Source organism: Kitasatospora sp. NPDC092948 (assembly GCF_044754805.1).
Lineage (GTDB): Bacteria > Actinomycetota > Actinomycetes > Streptomycetales > Streptomycetaceae > Kitasatospora.
Window position 1 is genome coordinate 258,735 of sequence record NZ_JBIVPU010000007.1, and the last position, 19,736, is coordinate 278,470.

Sequence of the window (19,736 nt, forward strand, 5' to 3'; positions counted from 1 at the left end):
ATGGGGACGGTCTTCTCGTTCACCGTCCGCGACCCCGGCCCCCGCACCGCCGACGCGCTGGCCCGGATCGTCGCCCGCCTGCACCGGATCGACGCGGTGTTCTCGCCGTACCGGCCGGAGAGCGAGATCAGCCGGCTCGGGCGCGGCGAGCTCGAACTCGCCGCGTGCGACCCGGAGGTCGGGCAGGTGCTGGAGCGCTGCGCGGAGCTGGCCGCCGAGACCGACGGCTACTTCACCGCGACGCCCGGCGGACGCCTCGACCCGAGCGGCTGGGTCAAGGGCTGGGCCGTCGAGGAGGCCTCCCGGACGCTGCGCGAGTCGGGCTCCGTCCAGCACTGCGTCAGCGGCGGCGGCGACGTGCAGACCGCCGGCGGCCCCTGGCGGATCGGCATCGCCGATCCGCACCGCCCCGGCGCCGTGGCCCGCGTGGTCGCCGGCCACGACCTGGCCGTCGCCACCTCCGGCACGGCCGAGCGCGGCCCGCACATCGTCGATCCGCACACCGGCCGTCCGGCGACGTCCTACGCCTCGCTCACCCTGGTCGGCGACCGCCTCGCGCACCTGGACGCCCTGGCCACCGCGGCCTTCGCGATGCCGCACGCCCTCGAGTGGCTCACCGCGAGGGGCGTTCCGGCGCTGCTGGTCCACCCGGACGGGCGGCAGGAGGAGACTCCCGGCCTGCCGTGACCGCCGGGCGGCCGCGGGCTCAGACCGCGGCCAGGTCCACGTCGGCGGTCTCCCGGTAGCGCACGAACGCGACGGTGCTGACCAGCGCCAGCAGCGAGACGTACCAGGGGAACCAGCGGGCCAGGCCGCGCGCCGACAGGTAGGTGATCAGGTAGGGCGCGGTGCCGCCGAACAGCGCCACCGTCAGCGAGTAGGACAGGCCGATGCCGCTGGAGCGGACCGCGGTCGGGAACATCTCCAGCATCGCGGAGGGCGCGGCGGCGGCGCAGCAGCCGAACAGCAGCAGGGCCACCGACATCACCGCGAACAGCGACAGCGCGGAGTGCCCGAGCAGCGCGAACAGGGCCGGGGAGAGCACGGTGAACCCGGCGCCGAAGACCAGCAGCAGCGGACGGCGGCCGTACCGGTCCGAGAGCATCCCGAACAGCGGCATGGCCAGCACGAACAGCACCTGCGCGAGCACCGCGGCCCACAGCGCGGACCGGGCCGGGACGTGCTGGGTCTGCTGGGCGTAGACCGGCAGGTAGGCGGCGAAGGTGTAGTAGACGGCGGTGGTGCCGACGGTGAAGCCGACCACCCGGAACGTGGCCGCCGGGTGGCGGCGCAGCACCTCCAGCGCGGGGTGGCGCACCCGCTCGGGCGCGGCGGCCTCGAACAGCGCGCTCTCGTCGGCGCGCCGGCGCAGGTACCAGGCGTACAGGCCGAACAGCGCGCCGAGGGCGAACGGCAGGCGCCAGCCCCAGTCGTGCAGTTGGGTGGGGGTCAGGGTGTCGCGCAGGGCCACCGCGAGCAGGGTGGAGGCCAGGGTGCCGAGGGTGGTGGAGACGTAGATCGCGCTGGACCACAGGCCGCGCCGGCCGGCGGGGGCGATCTCGTTGATGTAGGTGCTCATCGCGGTGACCTCGCCGCCCGAGGACATGCCCTGGACGGCGCGGGCGAGCACCAGCAGCAGCGGCGCCGCCAGGCCGATCCGCTGGTAGGAGGGGGTGACGGCGACCAGCAGGCTGCCGCCGCTCATCAGCAGCACCGACAGGGTCAGCGCGGCCCGCCGGCCGTGCCGGTCGCTGAACGCGCCGATCAGTGCCGCTCCGAGCGGGCGGAAGAGGAAGCCGACCGCGAACACCGCGAGGGTGTCCAGCAGGGCGGCGCCGGGGCTCGCGTGCGGGAAGAAGGTCGGGCCGATCAGGACGGCGAAGGCGACGTAGGCGTTCCAGTCGTACCACTCCAGGGCGTTGCCGATCGAGGCGATCGGCACGCCGGAGCGGCGCGGCCGGGGCCGCCGGGCGGTCTCCGGATGGGACTCGTCCGCTGCTGGCAGGGTGTGCGTCGGGTACACGGGATCCTCCGAGGGATCACTTGGCCTGGCGGCGGCCGACGACGTTGTCAGCACGAGGGAAGGGTGCGGAGCAGCGCCCGGACGGTCTCGGCCTCCGGGATGCCGACCTCCGCGAGAACGGTGAACGCGTCGGTCAGCAGGACGCGCGCCTGTTCGGTCTCGCCGCGACCGGCGGCGAGCGTGCCCAGGGCCTGCTTGGCCCGGGCCGTGCCGAGCGCCTGGCCGCTGCCCTCGGACACCGCGAGCAGCCGTCGGGCGTGCTCGTCGGCGGCCTGCGGGTCGCCGAACTCCAGCAGGGCCGGGACGAGTTGGACGAGCACCCGGCCCTGGGTGATCCGGCTGGCGCTGGCGTCGATCAGCCCGGACGCGGCCTCGGCGTAGGCGGCGGCCTCCCGGACGCAGCCGTCGGTGTACGAGGTGACGGCCAGTCGGGCCAGCGCGTGCGCCTCGCCGTCGGGGTAGCCGATCTGCCGCGCCGCCTCGACCGCGGTGGTCGCGTACCGGGCGGACTCGACCGGCTCGCCGAGGCCCTGGGCGATCAGCGAGATGGTGCAGAGCGTCTCGACCTCCCAGGTGCGGTCGCCGCACTCCTGGAACGCGGCGAGGGCCTGCCGGGCGGCCTCCATCGCCTCGGCGTGCCGGCCGAAGTCGTGCTCGACCAGGGCCAGTCCGTACAGCGCGATGCTGCGGTCGTACAGCGAGTCGATCCGCTGCGAGATGTCCAGGGCCCGGCGGAAGTAGCCGCGGGCGCCGGCCGGGTCGCCGACGGCCTGGTGGACCATGCCCAGGTTGCGCAGCCCGTAGCAGGCGATGTGGTGCAGGCCCAGCCGGTCGGCGGCGGCCAGCGAGGCGGTGATCGCCGCGTCGGCCTCGGCCATGTTGCCGCGGGTCCAGTGGATCGAGCCGAGCAGGCCGAGCGCGGCGGCCTCGATCCGCGGGAAGTCGCTCTCCCGGGCGATCGCCAGCGCGTCCCCGGCGGCCTGCTCGGCCTCGTCGAGCTGACTGAGGCTCAGGTGCGCGAGGCCGAGGTTGTTGAGCGTCGCGGCGACCTCCTCGACCATGCCGAGTTCGCGGTGCGCGGCCATGCTCTGCCGGTGGTGCGCCATCGCCCGCCGGTAGTCGCCGAGGGTGTTGTGCAGGTTGGCGAGGCTGCGGTGCATCGAGGCGATGCCGTGCTGGTCGGTGCCCTGCTCGGCGGCGGTCAGGCCGGTGCGGGCGGCCTCGTCCCACTCGCTGCGGTACTTGCCGGTCCAGAAGAAGCCGCGCAGCGCGTCCGCCAGGTACCAGGACAGGTAGTGCGGGCCCTCGGCGCCGAAGAACCGGACGCAGGCCATCAGGTTGCGGCGTTCGGCGATCAGCCAGGCGGTGGCCTGGCTCTCGTCGGCGAACTGCGGGGCCTCGGCGGCGGCCGGCATGCCGGCCGGCAGGGCCAGCCGGACGAACTCGGTGTGCAGGTCGTCGACGGCGTTGCGCACGCCGACCAGGTACCACTGGCCGAGCCGCTCCAGGGCCTTGGCCCGCTGTTCGGCGGTGGTCTCGGCGAACGCCCGCTCGCAGGCGAACTCCCGCAGCAGGTCGTGGAACTGGTAGCGGCCGGGGGCGTGCTGCTGGAGCAGGTTGGCGGCCTCCAGCCGGTTCAGCGTGGCGCGGGCCTGCGCGGCGCTGGTGTCGGCCAGCACGGCGACCGCGTTGGCCGCGAACTCGGCGCCGGGGAAGAGTCCGGCCATCCGGAACATCGCCTGGCCGTCCGGGTCGATGGCGTCGTAGGACAGCGCGATCGCGCCGGCCACCGCGGAGCTCATGTCGTCCTCGACGGCGAGCGCCGCCAGCCGGTTGCCGCGCCGCAGGTTGTCCAGGTACTCGCCGGTCTGCCCGCCGGGCGCGTTGATCAGGTTGGCGGCGGCGATCCGCAGCGCCAGCGGCAGGTGCGCGCACAGCTGCGCCACCTCGGGCACCACCTGCGGGTCGATGGCCACGCCGGCCTGCCGCAGCATGCCGTCGATCAGTTCGCAGGACTCGGCGGGGCTGAGCGTGTCGACCTGGATCACCTGGGCGCCCTGGCTGGCGACCAGCACCCGCAGCCGGTGCCGGCTGGTGACCAGCACCGAGCAGCCGGCCTCGCCGGGCACCAGTGGCATCACCTGTTCGACGCTGGCCGCGTTGTCGAGCACGATCAGCACGTTCTTCCCGGCCAGCCGGGAGCGGTACAGGTTGACCTGCTCGTCCAGCTCCACCGGGATCTGCTTGGCCGGGACGCCCAGGCTCCGCAGGAACTGGGCGAGCACCTGCTCGGGGGCCAGTGGCGGGTCCTGGCCGAGCCGGTCGTAGCCGCGCAGGTTGACGTAGAGCTGCCCGTGCGGGAAGGACTGCCGCAGTCCGCGGCCGACCGACACGGCGAGGGCGCTCTTGCCGACGCCGGGCGGCCCGGACAGCACCACGATCGGCACCCCGGTGCGGGACGGGACCGGCGGCAGCACCCGGGCGATCCGCTCCGCCAGCTTCTGCCGGCCGACGAACCCGAGGGCGCCGGGCGGCAGTTGGGCGGGCACCGCGGCGGCCGGGCCGGGCTCGGCGGGGGCGGTGTCGGGCGCGGCCAGGCTGGGGTCCGACTCCAGGATGCCGTGGTGCAGGGCCTGCAGCCGCTCGCCCGGGTCGATGCCGAGCTCCTCGACCAGCCGGCGGCGCACCTGCTGGTAGATCTCCAGCGCCTCGGCCTGCCGGCCGGCCCGGTAGAGGGCCAGCATGAGCAGTTCCCAGAAGCGCTCGCGCAGCGGGTTGTCGATCGCCGAGGCCCGCAGGTCCTTGATCAGCGAGGCGTGCCGGCCGAGCATCAACTCGGCCTCGAAGCGCGCCTCCAGGGCGGTCAGCCGCTCCTCCTCCAGCCCCTCGTACTCCTCCAGCCGCAGCGAGTCGGAGGGGATGTCGGCCAGTGCCGGGCCGCGCCAGACGGCCAGCGCCTCGGTCAGCAGCCGGGCCCGTTCGGCCGGTTCGGGGGCCCGCTCCGCGGTGCGCACCAGCCGGCGGAAGCGGAACAGGTCGAGTTCGTCCTCGCCGAGTTCGATGCTGTAGCCGGTGCTGGCGGTGGCCACCAGGCCGGTGTCGCCGAGCAGCATCCGCAGCCGCCGCACGTAGGTGTGCAGTGCCGCCCGCGGGTTGGCCGGTCTCCGGTCCTCCCACAGGAATTCGGCCAGCCGGTCGAGTTCGACCACCGAGTTGGCCTGGAGCAGCAGCGCGGCGAGCAGAATGCGCAGCTTTCTGGAATCGACCGCCACATGCGCCCCGGCCACCCAGACGTCGAGCGGCCCGAGGACCCGGAACTCATTGGCCCGGCCCCCGGCGCTCAAACCGGCGCGCCTCGGTCGCCCCGCGTCGTCCCCACAGTTCCCCCCGTGTCCTTCGCCCCCGTGTGCACTTGGCAGTGCGCGGTCGAGTGTAGCTGCCTGCAATGGGGGGCGACCAGGGGGTTACTGCCTGGTACCCGGGTGCCCACCTGTGTCGACTCTCCGCTGTTCCGCGCTCACCGAGCGTCGCTGACATGTGCTGTCAGCGAGATGAAAGGACCGCTCCGTAGCTTCGTTGTCGTCCGCCCCGGCCGACAACCGGATCGGACTCGAACGGTGCTGGGGGTGCACCGTGCTTTCAGAAGAGGGGTATTCAACGCGATGACGGTAATGACCGGGACCGGGGGCGCCACCGAGGCGGAAGGTCTCCGTTTCGACCGCACGGTCGACCGGCGACTGCTGCACCGGCGCGCACTGTCGGAGGTGTTTCTCACCGACAGCGTCGGCGTCGACTCGAACGGGTATCTGGCGGGCGCTCAACTCCCCTCCTCCCACTCGTACTTCACCGACCACGCGGGCCACGTGACGGTCGACCCGATGCTGCTGCTGGAGTGCGCGCGGCAGGCCGAGACCTACGGCGCGCACGTCCACCTGGGCGTGGACGACGACACCAAGTTCATCCTGAAGTCCTGGACGATGAGCCTGCCCGGGCTGTTCGGGATGCGGGCCGGCGACCCGGCCGAACTGACCATGCTGGTCACCGCCGACCGCCCGGACGGCGGCTCCCCGACCGCCCGCTCGGTCGGCTACGACATCCGCTTCTCGGCCGCCGACCGGCTGATCGGCGAGGTGCACATCGAGGTCGGCTACCTCTCCAGCGCGCTCTACCAGCGGCTGCGGACCGGGCGGCGCACCTCGCCGGTGCTCTCCTCCGACCAGCTGCCGGCCACGACGGCGACCGTCACCCCGGCCTCGGTCGGACGGCAGGACCCGCTGAACGCGCTGCTGATCGACCCGGTCCGCGACGGCACCGCGGTGACGGCCGGGATCCGGCTGCCCTCCGACAACCCGAGCATGTTCGACCACGCGCAGGACCACCTGCCGGGCATGGTGCTGACCGAAGCCGCCCGCCAGCTCTGCCTGCTGACGGGCTCCCAGGTGCTCGGCCACCCCGCCGAGGCCACCACCGTGACCGGCTTCGACCTGTCGTTCGGCCGCTTCGCCGAACTGGACACGCCGACCACGGTCACCGCGACGCCCGCCGGCCCGGCCGGCGACGGGCAGCGCTGGAACGTGGTCTTCCACCAGGACGGCGCGGAGATCGCGACCGGCACCGTGGACACCGCGACCGTCCCGGCGGCCCTGCGGAGAACCCGATGACCCGCGCCGCAGTGCTCACCGGCCTGGGCGGCTGGATCCCGCCGGTGCGGGTGACCAACGAGCAGCTCGCCGAGCAGCTCGACACCACCGACGAATGGATCACCACCCGCACGGGCATCCGCGAGCGCTTCGTGGTCGAGCCCGGCACCGCCACCTCGGACCTCGCGGTGCACGCCGGCCGGCGCGCCCTCGAATCGGCCGGCGTGGACGGAGTGGACGTGCTGGTGCTGGCCACCAGCACCCCCGACCACCCGTGCCCGGCCACCGCGCCCACCGTGGCGAACCGACTCGGACTCGGCCCCATCCCGGCGTTCGACGTCGCCGCGGTGTGCACCGGCTTCGTGTACGCGCTGGCCACCGCCGCGGGCCTGATCGCGGGCGGCACCGCCCGCAGCGCGCTGGTGATCGGCGCCGACGCCTTCTCCACCATCCTCAACCCCGAGGACCGCACCACCCGGGCGATCTTCGGCGACGGCGCCGGTGCGGTGGTGCTGCGGGCCGGCGACGCCGCCGAGCCGGGCGCGCTGCTCGGCTTCGACCTGGGCAGCGACGGCAGCCAGGCCGACCTGATCACCGTCCCCGGCGGCGGCTCCGCGCAGCCCGCCGCGAGCCTGACCGACCGGGACGACCTGTACTTCGCGATGCAGGGCCGCCCGGTGTTCCGCAACGCGGTGACCCGGATGGCCGACTCCTCGCGCCGGCTGGCCGAACGGATCGGCTGGCCGCTGGACGCGGTGGACCGGCTGGTCGCGCACCAGGCGAACGTCCGGATCCTGACCGCCGTCGGCGGCGAACTCGGCCTGACCGCCGAACGGATCGTGGTCAACCTCGACCGGGTCGGCAACACGGTCGCGGCCTCCGTCCCGCTGGCCCTGGTGGACGCCGTCCACTCCGGCGAACTCGCCGCCGGCCAGCGGACCCTGCTCTGCGGCTTCGGCGGCGGACTCACCTGGGGCGCGACCGGCCTGGTCCTCCCCGAACTGACGGTCCGCCCGCTGCCGGGCCTGACCGACCGAACCCTGACCGGCCCGGCGGCCGGCGCCCGGATCTGAGAGAGGCAACCCCATGAACACCCAGGACAAGCTCACCGAACTGCTCGGCACCCACCTCGGCATCGCCGCCGACCAGGTCACCGAGGACACCTCGTTCCAGGACCTCAAGCTGGACTCGCTGGCCCTGATCGAACTCACCATGGTCATCAACAAGGCCTTCGGGATCGACCTCGACGACTGGGCGCTCACCGCGGACACCACCATCGAGAAGGCCGTCGCGATGATCGAGCAGAGCGGCGACCAGCTCTGATGACACCCTCCACCGAACGCTTCGGGGTGTCGATCACCGGGCTCGGCCTGGTGACCGCCGCCGGGATCGGCGTCCGGGCCAGCTGGGACCGGGTCCGGTCCGGCCGGCCCACCGCCACCCGCGACCCCGAACTGGACGGCCTCCCGGTCGACTTCAGCTGCCGGGTGCCCGACTTCGACGCCGGGGAACTGCTCGGCCGCAGCACCGCCTGGCGGCTCGACCGGTTCACCCAGCTGGCCGTGGTGGCCGCCCGGGAGGCGCTGGCCGACGCCGGGCTCGACCCGGAGACCTGGGACGGCACCCGGGTCGGCGTGATCGTCGGCAACTCGCTGGGCGGCACGACCACCTGGGAGCGCCAGCACCGGACCCTGCTGGAGGAGAGCCCGTCCCAGGTCTCCCCGCTGACCGTCCCGATGGGCATGTCGAACATGCTGGCCGGTCATCTGGCCATCGACTGCCGGGCGTTGGGGCCGAGCATGGTCACCGCGACCGCCTGCGCCTCCGGTTCGAACGCCATCGGGCTGGCCCGCGACCTGCTGCGGGCCGGGATCTGCGACGTCGTGCTGGCGGGCGGCTCCGAATCGGCGCTCACCCCCGGCACCATCACCGGGCTCCAGCGGATGGGCGGCCTGTCCGGCCGCCGCGAGGACCCGCTGACCGCCTCCCGGCCCTTCGACGCCGGCCGGGACGGCTTCGTCGCCGGCGAGGGCGCCGGAATCCTGGTGCTGGAGCGCACAACCGACGCCCGGGCCCGCGGCGCCGCGCGCTACGCCGAGGTGATCGGCTTCGGCGCGTCCACCGACGCCCACCACGCCACCACGCCCGACCCGACCGGCGCCGGCATGGAGCGCGCCCTGCGGGCCGCCCTGGCCGACGCCGGGATCGCCCCGCAGGACGTGGACCACGTCAACGCGCACGGCACCTCGACGCCGATCGGCGACGTCACCGAGGCGCGGCTGCTGCGCCGGGTGCTGGGCGACCGCCCGCTGGTCACCTCGACCAAGGGCGTCACCGGGCACCCGCTGGCGGCGGCCGGCGCGGTCGAGGCGGCGTTCACCGCGCTCGCCCTGCGCGACGGCGTCGTCCCGCCCACGGCCAACCTGGAGACGGTCGATCCGGAGATCGACCTGGCCCTGGTCACCGGGCAGCAGGCCGCCGCCCCGCTGGAGGTCGCGGTGAGCACCTCGCTCGGCTTCGGCGGCCACAACGCCGCCCTGGTCCTCGCTGCGGCCTGAGGCCCGGCCGGACACCGCGGCGCGGCGCGGCGGCACGGAAACACCTGACACGGAAAGGAACTGACGGATGATTCGGCGCAGGAGCCTGGGGAAGACCGGGCTCGACGTCGGCGCGGTCGGCCTCGGCTGCATGGGCATGAGCTGGCTCTACCAGGAGTCGGAGCGCGACGACCGGCGCTCCGTCGAGGTGATCAACGAGGCGCTCGACCTCGGCGTGACCATGCTGGACACCGCCGACCTGTACGGCGCCGGCCACAACGAGAGCCTGCTCGGCCGGGCCGTCGCCGGGCGCCGCGACGAGGTGGTGGTCGCCACCAAGTTCGGCCTGGTCATGGACGACCTGGAGGCCCGTCGGGCACACCGCGACGCCTCCCCGGCGTACCTGCGCGGCGCCGTCGAGGCGAGCCTGCGCCGGCTCGGCACGGACGTCATCGACCTGTACTACGTGCACCGGCTCGACCCCGCGGTGCCGCTGGCGGAGACCTGGGGCGCGATGGCGGAACTGGTCGCCGCGGGCAAGGTGCGCCACCTGGGCCTCTCCGAGGTGACGGTGGAGCAGGCCCGGGAGGCGCACGCCCTCCACCCGGTCGCGGCGGTCCAGTCGGAGCTTTCGCTGTGGACCCGCGACGCCCTGGCGGGCGAGGGCGGCGGCATCGTCGGCTGGTGCGCCTCGGCGGGCGCGGCGTTCGTGCCGTTCGCCCCGCTCGGCCGCGGCTTCCTGACCGGTACCCTGCACGCCAGCCAGTTCGAGGAGAGCGACTTCCGGTCCGTCAGCCCGCGCTTCCGCCGGGACGCGATGGCCGCGAACCAGCGGATCGTGGACGTGATCCGGGAGGTCGCCGACCGGCGTTCCGCCACCCCCGCGCAGGTGGCGATCGCCTGGACGCTGGCCCAGGGCGAGCACGTGGTGCCGATCCCCGGCACCAAGAACTCCCGTTACCTGCGGGAGAACACCGCCGCCGCCGACGTGGTGCTGACCGCCGAGGACCTGACGGCGCTGGACACCGTTCCGGCCGCTATGGGAAGCAGGTACTGACGGTGACCGGGACCGCGATCGCCTTCTTCGACGTCGACGAGACGCTGATCACCGTCAAGTCCATGTTCTCCTTCCTGGAGTTCGCCCTCCCCGCCGAGCACCGCGCGGTGGAGGACGAGCTGACCGCGCTCGCGGCCGCCGGGGTCCCCCGGGAGGAGACCAACCGCCGCTACTACCGGGCCTACCGGGGCTTCTCCGAGGCCGAGTTGGCCGAGACCGGCCGCCGCTGGTTCGCCGAGCGGCTGGCCGCCGGCGGGCTGCTGCACGAGCCGGCCGTGCGGGAACTGGCGCGGCTGCGGGCCGAGGGCTGCGCCGTGGCGCTGGTCTCCGGCTCGTTCCGGGCCTGCCTCGACCCGGTCGCCGAACACCTCGGCGGCGCCCACGTGCTGTGCACCACCCCCGAGGTGGTGGACGGCCGCTACACCGGCGAGGTGCTCTCCACCGCCATCGGCGAGGGCAAGGCGCAGGCCGCCCGCGATCTGATGGCCCACCTGGGCGCGGCGCCCGAGGACTGCGCCGCGTACGGCGACCACGCCAGCGACCTGCCGCTGCTGCTCGCCGTCGGCCGGCCCGGGATCGTCGGCGACGACCCGGTGCTGACCGGCCACCCGGCCGCGTCCGGCTGGCGCCGGCTGCCGGGGATCGGCACACCCGCCCTCACCACATCTGCCTTCACCACCAGGGGGAACTGAAGTGCGACTCGGCAACGGACTGGGAATCCGGGCGGTCAGGAGCTGGCTGCCCACGACCGTCGAGACCGCGGCGGACGCCGTGCAGCGCGGCCGGATCACCGACGAGGACGTGCTGAACACCGGCGTCGCCGAAGTGCCGGTCGCCGTCGAGGAGTCGGCGCCCGACATGGCGGTCGCCGCGGCCGAGCGGGCGCTCGCCGCGGCCGGCTGGGAGGGCTCCCGGCTCGGGTTCACCGCGCACGCCTGGATCCACCACCAGGGCCACGACTTCTGGTCGCCCGCGCACTACGTCGCCCACCGGCTCGGCGCCGTCTCCGGCGTGCCGCTGGGCGTCCAGGTGATGTGCAACGGCGGCGGCACCGTCCTGGAGGCCGCGGCCGCCCGGCTGCTCGCCGACCCGTCGGTCGGGGCGGCGCTGGTCACCACCGGCGACCGGTTCCCGGACGAGGGCTTCGACCGCTGGGCCGGCGACTACGGCGTCTTCTACGGCGACGGCGCCACCGCGCTGCTGCTGCACCACCGCGACGACGCGGCGGACGAGCTGACCCTGCTGGGCCTGTCCAGCGCGGCGGTCTCCGCGGCCGAGGGCCTGCACCGCGGGCGGGACCCGTTCACCCCGGTCACCCGGGCGATCAGCGACCGGATCGACGTCCGGCGCACCAAGAAGGCGTACATCACCGACAACGGCCTGGACGGCTTCTACCAGGGGGTGCACGCCGCCCTCCAGCAGGTCGTCACCGAGAGCCTGACCGAGGCCGGCATCGAGCTCGACGACTCCCGGATCCGGCTGCTGGCCCTGCCCCGGGTCGGCATCAAGGTCCGCCGGGAGACCTACCACCCGGCGGTCGAGGGCCTCACCAAGGCCGAGATCGTCGAACTGGGCACCCACACCGGCCACTTGGGCGCCGGAGACCTGCCCGCCAACCTGGCCGCGATCGTCGAGCAGGAGCTGCTGGCCCCCGGCGAGATCGCGCTGGCGATCTCCGCGGGCGGCGGCTTCGGCTTCACCTGCGCGGTGGTCGCCCGGCCCGCCGGCTGATCCCCCGCTCCCCCTCCCGACTTCACGCGACACCCATTCGAAAGGCATCACCCATGAGCTCGGCTCCCCCGTCGGCGCGGCGCAGCCACCCGACGATCACTCTGGTCGCGGTCTGCCTGGCCGTCCTGGTCCTCCCGGCGTCGCTGACCGGCAGCTCGGTCGCGCTGCCGCAGATCTCCACCGAGTTGCACGTCCAACTCGCCCCGCTGCAGTGGGTGGTGAACGCCTACAACCTGGCGTTCGCCTGCTTCATGCTGGCCTGCGGCTCGCTGGCCGACATCTTCGGCCGGCGCCGCCTGTTCGCCGGCGGCACCGTGCTGTTCGCCCTGTCCACCCTGGTCAGCGCGGTCACCTCGGACATCCTGGTGCTGGACGTGGCCCGCACCTTCGCCGGGATCGGCGCGGCCGCCGTGATGACCTCCGGCGCCGCGATCCTCGCCACCACCTTCGAGGGCCCCGCGCTCGGCCGGGCCTTCGCGATCCTCGGCTCCTCGGCCGGCGCCGGCCTGGCGCTCGGCCCGTCCTCGGCCGGTCTGCTGGTCAACGCCTTCGGCTGGCGGTCGGTGTTCGTCTCGCACCTGGTGATCTCGGTGCTGGTGCTGATCGCGGTGCCGCTGATCCAGGAGTCCCGCAACCCGGCGGCCACCAAGGTGGACTGGGCCGGCACGGTGACCTTCACGCTCAGCCTGTTCTGCCTGATGTTCGGCATCGTCAAGGGCCCCGAGCAGGGCTGGGCCGACCCGGTCACGCTGGCGCTGTTCGTCGCCGCGCTCGCCCTGATGGCGCTGTTCGTCGTCGTCGAGAGCCGCCAGGAGCAGGCGATGTTCAACCTCGCGCTGTTCCGCCACCCCCGGTTCATGGCGGTCTCGCTGATCCCGGTCGCGCTCTCCTTCGGCTTCGTCTGCCTGCTGGTGCTGCTGCCCACCTACTTCACCTCGGTCTCCGGCATGGGCACCGACGGCGCCGGCGCCACCATGATGCTGCTCACCCTGCCGGTGCTGGTGATGCCGCTGCTGATCAGCCGGCTCGTCAAGCAGGGCCTGTCCACCCGCCTGGTGCTCGGCGGCAGCCTGGTGCTGGCCGCGGTCGGCGCGCTCTGGCTGACCGTCATCGACGCGCACTCCTCGGTGGGTTCGCTGGTCGGCCCGCTGCTGCTGCTCGGCACCGCGATGGGCGTGACCGCCGGCCTGGTCGACGGCGTGGCGATCACCTCGGTGGAGCCCGCCCAGGCCGGCGCCGCCGCGGGCATGTTCAACACCATGCGACTGGCGGGCGAGGCGATCGCCATCGCCGTGATGGGCGCGGTGCTGCTCAACTCGACCGGCAACCGGATCGCCGACGGCCTGTCGTCGGCCGCCGGCCCGGCCGGCGCCGAACCCGGCGCCCTCGCCAACCAGGTGGTCAGCGGCAACCTGACGGGCGCCGCCGACGGCCTGACCGGCCAGGGCCGCACCGACTTCCTCGGCATGCTGACCGGCAGCTACACCGGCGGCCTGCACACCGTGCTGTGGACGGTCACCGTGATCTGCGCGGTCAGCGCGGTGGTGGTCGGCGTGATGCTGCGCGAGCGCCCCGCGGCCGACGTCGCCCCGGTTGAGGACATCGAGCTCCCGACCCCGGTGGAGGCCGGCCGATGAGCTCCGCCCAGACCCTCCCGGTGCTGATCGCCGGATCCGGCCCGGCCGGCCTGGCGATCGCCACCGAACTGACCCGGCGCGGCGTCCCCAACCGCTGCGTGGACAAGGCGGACGGCCCGAGCACGCTCTCCAAGGCGCTCGGCCTGTGGCCGCGCACCCTGGAGCTGCTCCGCCGGGTCGGCGGCGACGACCTGCTCGCCGAACGGGCGCTGCCGCAGTCGCAGATGCGCTACTACTCGGACGGCAAGGTGATCGCGAACCTGCGGTACCGTCCGGCGACGCAGCCGCTGATCTGCCGTCAGCCCGACGTCGAGGAGCTGCTGCGGCGCAACCTCGAATCGGTCGGCGGCGGCGCCGAGTGGAGCACCGAACTGCTCGACTTCGAGCAGCTCGACGACCGGGTGCGGGCCACCCTGCGGTACCCCGACGGGACCGAACGGGTCGAGGAGTTCGCCTACCTGATCGGCGCCGACGGCGCGAGCAGCCGGGTCCGCGGCCGGCTCGGCATCGGCTTCGAGGGCTCCACCTACGAGCTGCGCTTCGTGGTCGCCGACGTCACGGTGGACACCGAGCTCGACCACCGGATGACGCACTACTTCTGCTCCCCGCGCGGCATCCTGGTCACCTGCGGCCTGCCCGGCGGCCGGTGGCGGATCTTCACCTCCGCCCCGGCCGGCCTCACCCAGGAGGACATCGACCTGGCGGCCGTGCAGGCCCTGGTCGACGAGCGCGGGCCCGGCGGCATCGCGCTCAGCGACCCGGAGTGGATCAGCGTCTTCTCGGTGCACGCCCGGCACGCCGACCGCACCAGGGTCGACCGGACCTTCCTGATCGGCGACGCCGCGCACATCCACAGCCCGGCCGGCGGCCAGGGCCTGAACACCGGCGTCACCGACGCCCACAACCTGGCCTGGAAGCTGGCCCTGGTGTGGCACGGCCGGGCCACCGAGGACCTGCTGGACACCTACGCCGACGAGCGCGGCCAGGTCGCCCGGGCCGTGGTCAAGCAGGCCGACGTGCAGACCAGGATCTGGCTGCTCCGCAAGGGCTGGCAGGTCGCACTGCGCGACAACACGCTGCGACTGGCCTCCGCCCTGCGGCTGTTCGACCTGGCGTACATCCCGTGGCTGGCCGGCCTGCGCACCCGTTACCGCCCCGCGCGGGGCGCCGAGCGTCCGCTGGCCGGTTACCGCTCCGGCACCATGGTGCCGCTGCCGCTGCGCGGCGAGCTCGACGACCTGCGCTACACCCTGCTGGTCTACGGCCAGGACCGCCCCGAGGTGCGGTCCCTGCTGGAGCGGCACCGGGAGCAGCTGGCCGAGGTGCTCGACATCAAGGTGATGGGCCGTCAGCGCCGCGGCGAGGCGCTGGTTCTGGTCCGCCCCGATGGGTACGTGGACCGGGTGGACCGGGCGCCCGGCCCGATCGCGGCCCGGCTCGCCGAGCTGTTCCGTCCTCTGCCCGCGCCCGCCGCGCCGGCACCGAACCGTCAACTGATCAAGGTGGAAGCATGAGCATCATCCCCGACAGTCACCGCGACCTGCTGGAGCGCCCGCTGTTCGCGCACCTGGCGACCATCCGGCCCGACGGCGTCCCGCAGGTCAACCCGATGTGGTTCAGCTGGGACGGCGAGTACGTGTACTTCACCAACACCAAGACCCGGTACAAGTACCGCAACGTGCTGGCCAACCCGCAGGTCGCCATCTCGATCAACGACCCGGAGCAGCCCTACCGGTACGTGGAGGTGCGCGGCACGGTGGAGCGGATCGACGACGACTCCACCGGCGCGTTCTTCCTGACCCTGGCCGACCGGTACGGCATGAAGTTCGACGGGCCGCCGCACGACGCCGAGCACCGCGTGGTGTACGTGATCAAGCCGGTTGCCACCAGCAGCCAGTGACGGCGCGTCAGGGCGCGGCGTGCTCGACCGGTCCGGTCAGCACGCCGAGCCCGGCGAGCCGGGCGAGGGCGTGCCGGTGCTCGGCCGCGCTCTGGCTGGCGGTGGCGTCCTCGGCGACCACCGTCTCGTAGCCCAGGGCCACCGCCCGCGCGGCAGTGGCGGCCACTCCGTGCGCGGTGGACAGCCCGGCGACCACCACGCGGGTGACGCCGAGGCCCTGCAGCCGGGCGTGCAGGTCGGTGCCCTCGAAGGCGTCCAGCCCGTGCTTGGTGACCAGGTGCTCGCCCGGTCGCGGTGCGAGCGCGGGGACCAGCTGGTTGGCGGGCGCGCCGGCGCCGCCGTCCCGGCCGTCGGCCCGCAGGTAGCGGACCAGCACCACGCTCTCGGGATCGGCCGCGGCGAAGCTCTCGCGCAGTGCGGCGCAGGCGGCCACCACGGCGGATCCGCCGGTCGGCGCCCACGGCATGCCGACGATCCAGTGCTGAAGATCGATCAGGACGAGCGCGGTGCGTGCGCCGGACATGCGAGCCTCCCCAACAACGCAGTCAATTGATCGGCACCCTAACAGAACCGGCGGCGGCGAAGGCGTTATGGAACGTTTCATCCCGAATCGGAGCGGACTGCGGCTGTGGACCGAGTCCTTCGGCGATCCGGCCGGTCCGACGGTCCTGCTGATCGCCGGCGGAGCCGCCCAGGGCATCGTCTGGCCGGACCTGCTCTGCCGCCTGTTCGTGGCCGCCGGCTACCACGTCGTCCGCTACGACCACCGCGACACCGGCCGCTCCGCCAAGTCCGAACAGGACTACGAGATCGGCGAGTTGGCCGCCGACGCGGCCGACGTCATCACCGGCCGGGGCCTGCGCCCGGTGCACGTGGTCGCCCAGTCGCTGGGCGGGGTGGCCGCCCAACTGCTCGCCCTGGACCGGCCCGAACTGGTCCGCTCCCTGGTGCTGCTCTCCACCTCCCCCGACCCGGCCCGGCACAGCGGCCTGCCCGGCCAGCTGGCCCCGATGCTCGACTGGACCGCCGCCACCGCCGCCGATCCGCCCACCACCCCGCAGCAGCGGATCGAGTCCGCACTGGCCTGCTGGCGCGTCCTGGTCGGCCCCGGCGCCCCGTTCGACGAGCCCTACTGGCGGACCCTGGTGGAACGCGCCGAACAGCGCGCGGCCGCCCCCAGCACGACCTTCCGCCACCTGCGCGCCCTCGACCGGGCGCCCTCGCTGCTGCCCCGGCTGCCCGCGGTCGCCGCCCCCGTCCTGGTGGTGCACGGCCACCACGACCCGGTCTTCCCACTGCCGCACGGCCGGGCCCTGCACCGGGCCGTCCCGCACGCCCGGCTGGCCGAGATCGCCGGCCTGGGCCACCACTTCCCTCCGCAGTGGTCCGAGCTGATCCACCGGCTGGTCCTCGACCACCTCCGCGGCCTCGACTGACTCCTCCGGAAGGACCCTCCGATGCCGATCCACCCTCGCCCCGCCACCCCGCCGCAGGCCGCCCCCGCGCCGCCGCGGCCCGCCCCCGACGCGCCCCGGCCGGTCCCGAGCATGGGCGAGATCCTCACCGAACTGTTCTCGCTGCGCATCCCCGCCGGGCCCGCCGCCCGCTGAGAACCCTCGCGGGACGCGCGTCCGACCCGAATCCGGGGACGACGGAACGCCCGGCGCTCCGAGGAGCGCCGGGCGTCCGGTGTTCCGTCCCGGGGGCACTGGGGCCCCGCCGTTCCACGCACCCGGCGGGGTGCGCGCAGCGGCCTTGCGCGGGATTACTTCTTCTTGCCCGGGATCATGCAGAGGCCCGCGATCACCAGGAAGGAGACGATCGGGAGGGCGACAAACAGGCCCAGGGTCTGGCCGACGCTCAGACCGGGGCCCGGGTCGTCGCCGTCGTCGCGTACGAGCGCCATGGCGGGCGACGACATCAGCATCATCAGCGTGGCCGCCGCGGTGACCGCACCGGCGCGCATTGCGTTCCTCTTGTCCACGTTTCCCAAGGTACCGGCCCCCTACAGCGGCTCGCCCGGCGGGGTGCGCCTGTCGGCGTGTCCCGCCTCCGGAGCCCTCAGCGGAGCGAGCGTCCGGGCGACGGCGGCGGCGCCGGGGGCGGCGGCGATCCGGTCGAGGGTGCGGGGCGTTCCGGCGGCGTCGGCGACCGGGAGCCGCCAGTTGGGGTACTGGTCCCAGGTGCCGGGGAGGTTCTGCGGGCGCGGGTCGCCGACGGTGTCGGGCAGCCAGACGCCGACCAGCCGGGCGGGCGTGGCCAGCAGGTAGGCGTACAGCGCCTCGGGGGTGACGGGCGCGCCGTCGGCGAGCAGGCCGAGGCGGACCAGCTCGCGCTGCCAGTCGGCGAGTTCGGCGGCGGCGGCGTGCTGCTCCTCGGCCAGCGGGTGGGCCAGCAGGCCGAGCTGGTGGCGCAGCGCGACGTGGTCGCCGGTGAGCCGGGCGGCGGTGCTGGGCAGGTCGTGGGTGGTGAGGGTGGCGAGGCAGCCGGCCCGCCAGCGTTCGGGGGGCAGGACGGTGCCGCCGGCGTGCCAGTCGCGTTCGAACCAGAGCACCGAGGTGCCGAGCACGCCGTGCTCGGCGAGCCGTTCGCGCACGCCGGGCTCGACGGTGCCGAGGTCCTCGCCGATCACGGCGGTGCCGGCCCGGTGCGCCTCCAGGGCGAGGACGGCGAGCATCGCCTCCGCGTCGTAGTGCACGTAGGCGCCTTCGGTGGGCCGCGCGCCGACCGGCACCCACCAGAGCCGGAACAGGCCCATCACGTGGTCGATCCGGATCGCGCCGGCGTGCCGGGCGGCGGCCCGCAGCAGTTCGGCGTACGGGGCGTAGCCGGCCTCGGCGAGCGCGTCGGGGCGCCACGGCGGCAGACCCCAGTCCTGGCCGTGGGCGTTGAACGCGTCGGGCGGGGCGCCGGTGGAGATGCCGGTGGCGAGGACGTCCTGCAGCGCCCAGGCGTCGGCGCCGTCGGGGTGGACGCCGACGGCGAGGTCGTGGATCAGGCCGAGCGGCATGCCGGCGTCGGTGGCGGCGCGCTGGGCGGCATGCAGCTGTTCGTCGACCAGCCAGGCCTGCCAGCGGTGGAACTCGACCCGGTCCGCCAGGGCGGCCTTCTCGGCGGCCACGTGGGGGTCGGCCGGGTGCCGCAGGCCCTTCGGCCAGGAGTGCCAGGCGGCGCCGTGCACCTCCGCCAGCGCGTTCCACACCGCGTACCGCTCCAGCCACTCGCCCTCGCGGCGGACGAACGCCCGGTACGCGGCCTCCCGGCCGACGCCGCGCGGGACGGTGTGCAGCAGTTCCAGGGCCTGCTGCTTGAGCGCCCGGACCGCGTCGCGGTCGATCAGCGCGTCGTGCTCCAGCACCTCCTCGCGCAGCAGCCGGGCGCGGTGGGTCAGGTCGCGGACCTCCTGATGGCGGGTGTACTCGGGGATCGCCTCGATCCGCAGGTGCACGGGGTCGGCGAAGCGCCGGGAGGACGGCCGGTACGGGGACGGGTCGGAGGGCGTGCCGGGCATGCCCGCGTGCAGCGGGTTGATCTGCAGGAAGGCCGCGCCGAGTTCGGCGCCCGCCCACTGGGCGAGTTCGGCCAGGTCGGCGAGGTCGCCCATGCCCCAGGACTGCTCGCCGAGCACCGAGTACAGCTGGGCGAGGAAGCCCCAGCCGCGCTGCTGCGGTTCGGGGATGCGGGGCGGGGCGACGATCAGCGCGGCGCGGCCCTGCCGTTCGCCCGCCGTCACGTGCAGGGTGTGCCGGCCGAGCGGGACGTCCTCCGGCAGCCACCAGGAGTGGTCGTGCGCCAGCTCCCAGGCGCCGCCGTCCTCCAGTTCCACCCGCACCTCGGCGTCCGCCGGCAGGTCGAGCGCGGTGCGCCGGCCCTGCCAGGCGACCACGGTGGGCGGCAGCAGCCGCCGGGCCTGCTCGGCGCGGTGCCGCTCCAGCGCCTCGGCGGCGAGTTCGGGCGTCGCCGCGTCCACCCCCAGCGCGGCCAGCACCGCGCTCAGGGTGCGCGGCCCGACCTGCACCGGCCCGGCCCCGGCGTCGTAGCTGGTGTCCACCCCGTACGCGTGGGCCAGTGCCAGCAGTTCCGGTGGCGCGGCCGGGTTGTCCTCCGCCGGCACCTGTTCGGTCCCCACCTGCTCACGGTCAAGGTATGCGGCCACCCAGCGCACTCCGTCCTCGGACTCCCGAACGCAACAGCCACAGTCCTACCCGCGC

At 74.2% G+C, this 19,736-nt stretch carries 18 protein-coding genes; 13 read left to right on the forward strand and 5 right to left on the reverse strand.

Translation table 11 applies throughout. The features are described from left to right. Positions 1–687 (forward strand): FAD:protein FMN transferase, encoded by a 687-nt coding sequence (locus tag ACIQF6_RS22590; RefSeq protein WP_400897833.1) that lies wholly within the window; start codon positions 1–3, stop codon positions 685–687. A 19-nt stretch (positions 688–706) separates the two neighbouring features. Here ACIQF6_RS22590 and ACIQF6_RS22595 read toward each other — a convergent pair whose 3' ends face one another. Together ACIQF6_RS22595 and ACIQF6_RS22600 are read right to left on the reverse strand one after the other, a co-directional pair. Next, entirely contained in the window at positions 707–2,023 is a 1,317-nt protein-coding gene (locus ACIQF6_RS22595) for an MFS transporter (protein WP_400897693.1), read from the reverse strand. Between the two features lie 47 nt (positions 2,024–2,070). Beyond that, positions 2,071–5,367, reverse strand: coding sequence for a BTAD domain-containing putative transcriptional regulator (locus ACIQF6_RS22600; RefSeq protein ID WP_400897695.1), 3,297 nt, complete (start codon positions 5,365–5,367; stop codon positions 2,071–2,073). 327 nt (positions 5,368–5,694) lie between these two features. On the opposite strand from ACIQF6_RS22600, the gene ACIQF6_RS22605 reads away from it, so the two are divergent. From ACIQF6_RS22605 to ACIQF6_RS22650, 10 genes are all read left to right on the forward strand, one after another. After that, a complete protein-coding gene (locus ACIQF6_RS22605; protein ID WP_400897697.1) occupies positions 5,695–6,684 on the forward strand; it encodes an AfsA-related hotdog domain-containing protein in 990 nt (329 codons plus the stop codon). After that, entirely contained in the window at positions 6,681–7,736 is a 1,056-nt protein-coding gene (locus ACIQF6_RS22610) for a beta-ketoacyl-ACP synthase III (protein WP_400897699.1), read from the forward strand. The genes ACIQF6_RS22605 and ACIQF6_RS22610 overlap by 4 nt, the downstream gene beginning before the upstream one ends. A 13-nt stretch (positions 7,737–7,749) precedes the next feature. Continuing rightward, a complete protein-coding gene (locus tag ACIQF6_RS22615) occupies positions 7,750–7,986 on the forward strand; it encodes an acyl carrier protein (RefSeq protein ID WP_400897701.1) in 237 nt (78 codons plus the stop codon). Continuing rightward, a complete protein-coding gene (locus ACIQF6_RS22620) occupies positions 7,986–9,221 on the forward strand; it encodes a beta-ketoacyl-[acyl-carrier-protein] synthase family protein (RefSeq protein ID WP_400897703.1) in 1,236 nt (411 codons plus the stop codon). The genes ACIQF6_RS22615 and ACIQF6_RS22620 overlap by 1 nt, the downstream gene beginning before the upstream one ends. Positions 9,222–9,291: 70 nt before the next feature. Next, positions 9,292–10,257, forward strand: coding sequence for an aldo/keto reductase (locus ACIQF6_RS22625; RefSeq protein ID WP_400897835.1), 966 nt, complete (start codon positions 9,292–9,294; stop codon positions 10,255–10,257). 2 nt (positions 10,258–10,259) lie between these two features. After that, positions 10,260–10,949, forward strand: coding sequence for an HAD family hydrolase (locus tag ACIQF6_RS22630; RefSeq protein WP_400897705.1), 690 nt, complete (start codon positions 10,260–10,262; stop codon positions 10,947–10,949). A 1-nt stretch (position 10,950) separates the two neighbouring features. Then, entirely contained in the window at positions 10,951–11,988 is a 1,038-nt protein-coding gene (locus ACIQF6_RS22635) for a 3-oxoacyl-[acyl-carrier-protein] synthase III C-terminal domain-containing protein (RefSeq protein ID WP_400897707.1), read from the forward strand. A gap of 53 nt (positions 11,989–12,041) precedes the next feature. Next, positions 12,042–13,625, forward strand: a complete 1,584-nt coding sequence (locus ACIQF6_RS22640) for an MFS transporter (RefSeq protein ID WP_400897709.1) — start codon at positions 12,042–12,044, stop codon at positions 13,623–13,625. After that, positions 13,622–15,139, forward strand: coding sequence for an FAD-dependent monooxygenase (locus ACIQF6_RS22645; RefSeq protein WP_400897711.1), 1,518 nt, complete (start codon positions 13,622–13,624; stop codon positions 15,137–15,139). The genes ACIQF6_RS22640 and ACIQF6_RS22645 overlap by 4 nt, the downstream gene beginning before the upstream one ends. Continuing rightward, positions 15,136–15,525: a PPOX class F420-dependent oxidoreductase gene (locus ACIQF6_RS22650; protein WP_400897713.1), complete on the forward strand. Its 390-nt coding sequence runs from the start codon at positions 15,136–15,138 to the stop codon at positions 15,523–15,525. The genes ACIQF6_RS22645 and ACIQF6_RS22650 overlap by 4 nt, the downstream gene beginning before the upstream one ends. Before the next feature lie 7 nt (positions 15,526–15,532). Here the strand turns inward: ACIQF6_RS22650 and ACIQF6_RS22655 are convergent, their stop codons facing one another. Then, positions 15,533–16,048 carry a cysteine hydrolase family protein gene (locus ACIQF6_RS22655; protein ID WP_400897715.1) on the reverse strand — a complete coding sequence of 172 codons (516 nt, stop codon included), beginning with the start codon at positions 16,046–16,048 and terminating at the stop codon, positions 15,533–15,535. Positions 16,049–16,115: 67 nt separating this feature from the next. Between ACIQF6_RS22655 and ACIQF6_RS22660 the strand changes: the two genes are divergently transcribed. Beyond that, on the forward strand, positions 16,116–16,961 hold the full coding sequence (locus ACIQF6_RS22660) for an alpha/beta fold hydrolase (protein WP_400897717.1): 846 nt from the start codon (positions 16,116–16,118) through the stop codon (positions 16,959–16,961). Between the two features lie 21 nt (positions 16,962–16,982). Beyond that, positions 16,983–17,135, forward strand: a complete 153-nt coding sequence (locus ACIQF6_RS22665) for a hypothetical protein (RefSeq protein WP_400897719.1) — start codon at positions 16,983–16,985, stop codon at positions 17,133–17,135. 155 nt (positions 17,136–17,290) lie between these two features. Here ACIQF6_RS22665 and ACIQF6_RS22670 read toward each other — a convergent pair whose 3' ends face one another. After that, positions 17,291–17,509: a hypothetical protein gene (locus ACIQF6_RS22670; protein ID WP_400897721.1), complete on the reverse strand. Its 219-nt coding sequence runs from the start codon at positions 17,507–17,509 to the stop codon at positions 17,291–17,293. A gap of 21 nt (positions 17,510–17,530) precedes the next feature. After that, positions 17,531–19,681 (reverse strand): 4-alpha-glucanotransferase, encoded by a 2,151-nt coding sequence (gene malQ, locus ACIQF6_RS22675; protein WP_400897723.1) that lies wholly within the window; start codon positions 19,679–19,681, stop codon positions 17,531–17,533. Positions 19,682–19,736: the final 55 nt, after the last annotated feature.